Source organism: uncultured Mycobacterium sp. (assembly GCF_964249325.1).
Classification (GTDB): domain Bacteria; phylum Actinomycetota; class Actinomycetes; order Mycobacteriales; family Mycobacteriaceae; genus Mycobacterium.
On sequence record NZ_CAXUCH010000331.1, the window covers coordinates 1 to 3,785 of the forward strand.

1 protein-coding gene is annotated in these 3,785 nt (G+C 66.2%); it reads right to left on the reverse strand.

Annotated features, from left to right (window positions below; genetic code table 11):
• Window positions 1-3,785, reverse strand: a 3,785-nt coding sequence (locus tag ACFE99_RS23835; RefSeq protein WP_375489176.1) for a condensation domain-containing protein, incomplete at both ends; no start/stop codon positions are given.

The following is a 3,785-nucleotide window of genomic DNA, read 5'->3' on the forward strand; positions in this document are numbered from 1 at the left end:
ACGCTGGCCTGCTCTGTGGCGAGCAAGGCGTGGAAGTCTTCCGGTGAGCGCGCCACCGACTCGGGCACCACGACCAGCCGGCCACCATACAACAGCGCTCCCCAGATCTCACACACCGAGACATCGAAGGCCAACGAATGCCACTGGGACCACACCTGCCCGTCCAGCTCGAGGCTGTCGTCCAAAGACGCCATCAGCTCGATCACGTTCCGGTGCGTTATTGCCACACCTTTGGGGACACCGGTAGTGCCCGACGTGTAGATCAAGTAGGCAATGTCATCGACAGTCGCCGCCGGCAAGGCCGCGACGGGATAGGGCTGGATACCGGGATCTGCGACATCGATGACCGGCACGCCATGCCCCTGCAGCCGCTCGGCCAACCCGGCAGTGGTAACCGCCACGAGCGGGGCGGCATCACCGAATAGGAAATCGATCCGCGCCGCCGGCACCGCCGGGTCGATCGGCAGGTAGGCCGCTCCAGTTTTGAGCACCGCCAATATCGCCACGATCGCCTCGGCGGACCGGGGAAACAGCAGCGCCACACGCTCCCCCGGACGCGCACCCTGACCCGCCAGCAGATGCGCCAACCGGTTGGCGGCCTCGTCAAGCTCGCGGTAAGTCCACCAACTCTCCCCGCAACTGACCGCCACCGCGCTCGGGTCGCGGGCCACCTGCGCGGCAAATATGTCCGGAATCGACACCGCCTCGGTTACCGGCGCGCTCAACACCGCCCGATTGCCCCACGCATCTAGGCGGGCATGCTCACCGGCATCGAGCACATCCATAGACGACAACCGCCGACCCGGATCGGTGGTCATCGCCACCAACACCCGTCGTAATCGCTCGATCAGCGTTTCGATGCTTTCCACGTCGAACACATCGGTATCGAATTCGACGCGAAGGCCCAGTTCGTGACCCGGTACGGCTTGCACCGCAAGGGGGTAGTGGTTGTATTCGCGGTTCGTGAAATCGGTTATGGCCAAGCCGTCGACACCCAGCAACGAATCGGTGTCCAGCGGGTAGTTTTCGTACACGAACAGGGTGTCGAACAGTCGCTCGTGGCCGGCAGCGCGGTGGATGTCGTTCAGCGCCAGGTGCTGGTGCTCGAGCGTGCGGTAGTGGGCACTTTGCAGCTGGTCGAGCAGGTCGGCGGTGGTCGTGCCCGCCGTGATGTGTGCCCGCACCGGGACCGTGTTGATCAGCAGGCCCACCATTGAGTCCGCGTCGGGCACGTCGTCTGGTCGCCCCGATACCGTCGTGCCGAAGGCGACATCGTGGTGGCCGGTCAGCCACATCAGCACCTGTGCGTAGGCGGCCTGCAGGACGGTGTTGACGGTGGTGCGGCGCGAGCGCGCCAGCTCATCAACGGCGCGAGTGGTCTCAGCCGGCATTCGAAATGACGCAACGCTTCGCCGCCCGAGCTCTAACCGGCCTGGCGGGCCGACCAAGGTCGGGGTGTCAAAATCGCCGAGTACCTCACCCCAGGCCGCGCGGGCGGCATCACGGTTTCGATCAGCCAGCCAGCTGACAAAGCTGCGATACGGCACGGGCGCGGGTAGTCGCTGCCCGTAGTAGCTGGTGAATATTTCGCGCAGCAGAATCGGTAGCGACCACCCATCCGCCACGATGTGGTGGACGGTCAGCACAAACCGGTGCCGGTCTTCTGCAGTGCGAAGAACAGCGGCCCGAAAAGCAGGCCGGTCGGCCACGTTGCGGACCTCGGCCCGTTCGGCGGCGCAGAACCGCTTGATCTGCTCATTGACATCGGCGTTGTCGATGTCGACTTCGACATACCGCCACCCAGCCGCGGGACCGGCCGGGATGATTTGAACCGGCTCATCGAACTGGTCGCAGAATCGGGCCACCAGGTTCGGGTGCCGGTTGACGACCGTGTGCACCGCATCGCGCAGCCGGAGCGGGTCAAGCGGGCCGGCGATGCTGATATCTAGCTGCAGCACGTATAGGTCGTCGCCGCCCTGGGCAGTGCTGGTGTGAAACAGCAGCCCATGCTGCAGTGAGGTCAGCGCCAAAATATCGGCGATTTGATAGTGCTGCTGGAGCTGGTCGATCTGCTGCTGGGTGAGCCGGGCCGGGGCAACATCGGACGGGGTGAACCCACCTCCACCGGCGCGCACATGCGCGCAAATGCCGGCCAAGGCCTCAAACCACAACTGGCCCAGCCGGCTGACCTGTTCGCGGTGAAGTGCTGAGGGTGCCCATGTCCAGTTGGCGTGCAGATGCGGGCCAGAATCGGTGTCCACGGCGCTGGCGTTGAGTTCGACGGTGTGTGCCAGCGGCATGGGCAAAGCCGCGGCGGTTAACGACGAGCCGTGCTGGCTGATCCGCCACACCTCACCGGAGGCCTCCGCGGCACCCAGGCGCCCCAAGTAGTTGAATCCGACGGGGGGGTCGAACCCGGCAAGATCAATGTCGGCGTTCAGGTAACGCAGCAGACCATAGGTCAGACCGTCGGGCAGGGCGAGAAGCTGCTCTTTGGCGTCCTTGATCAGCGAACCCAGCGCCGCCTCGCCGGCCGCTACCTGCGCCCACTCCAGCCCGTCGACCGTCAACGCCACCGGGTACTTAGTGGTAAACCAGCCCACCGTGCGCGACAAATCCACATCAGATGCCAGCTCCTCGTGGCGCCCGTGACCCTCGACATCGATGCCGATCGGCACGCCCCGTTTGCCCAAGAACTCCGCCAACGCCAGCCCGAACGCGATGAGAAGGATGTCGTGCACACCGGCATGGAAAGCCGCCGGCACCTCGCCCAACAGCATGCGGGTGTTTTCGACATCCAGTTCCACCGACAGATGCTCGGCGCCGGCATAGGTATCCACCGCAGGCTGTACCGCTGGCAGCGCGGCCGGGGTCGCCGCCAGCTGCCGCCACGCCTCGGCCTGGGCCACCACGTCCGGAGCGTGCGCATGTTCGGCCAGCAGCGCCGACCACCGGGCAAACGATGTTCCCGGAACCGGCAACACCACCGGCTGCCTCGCGCTGTGCTGGGCCCAGGCGGCGTTGAGGTCGTCGAGCAGAATCCGCCACGACACCCCATCGACGGCAAGATGGTGGATCATCAACACCAATTGGCCGGCTTCGCCTACCCACAGCGCGCGCAGCATTGCGCCGGCCTTCGGGTTGAGCCGCGACCTCGCCGTGACCAGCGCGGCATCGGAGAGCGTGTTCACCGTGTGCAAGCACCTGAGAGCGTCCACCGACCCCGCCTCGGGCACCATCAGCGACCACCCGCCGGCTCCGTCATCGTCGACGCGGGCCCGCAGCATGGCATGCCGATCCAGCAACGCCTGCAACAGCACCACCACATCGGCCTGGCTGACCCCGGCAGGCGCCTGCAGCAGCATCGTCTGGTTGAACTGCTCCACAGGCCCCTCGAGACTGTGCAGCCAGCGCATGATCGGGGTGGCCGCCACGGGGCCGATGCCCTCATCAACCGGGCCGCCCGCGCCGTCCGCCACGCCGGCAACTCGGGCCAGCCGGGCGACGGTCTGCTCGACAAATACATCGCGCGGCCGGCACAACACACCGGCGGCACGCGCCCGCGCCGCCACCTGCATCGACAAAATGCTGTCGCCGCCCAGCTCGAAGAAGGAGTCGTCGACCCCGACACGCTCGAGCCCGAGGACTTGGGCGTAGATGCCGGCCAGAATCTCCTCGACGGCGTCGGCCGGGGCGCGGTAGCGGTCGGAATCGGTGTACTCGGGCGCGGGTAGGGCGCGTTTGTCGAGTTTGCCGTTGACCGTCAGGGGTAGCGTCTCCAACAC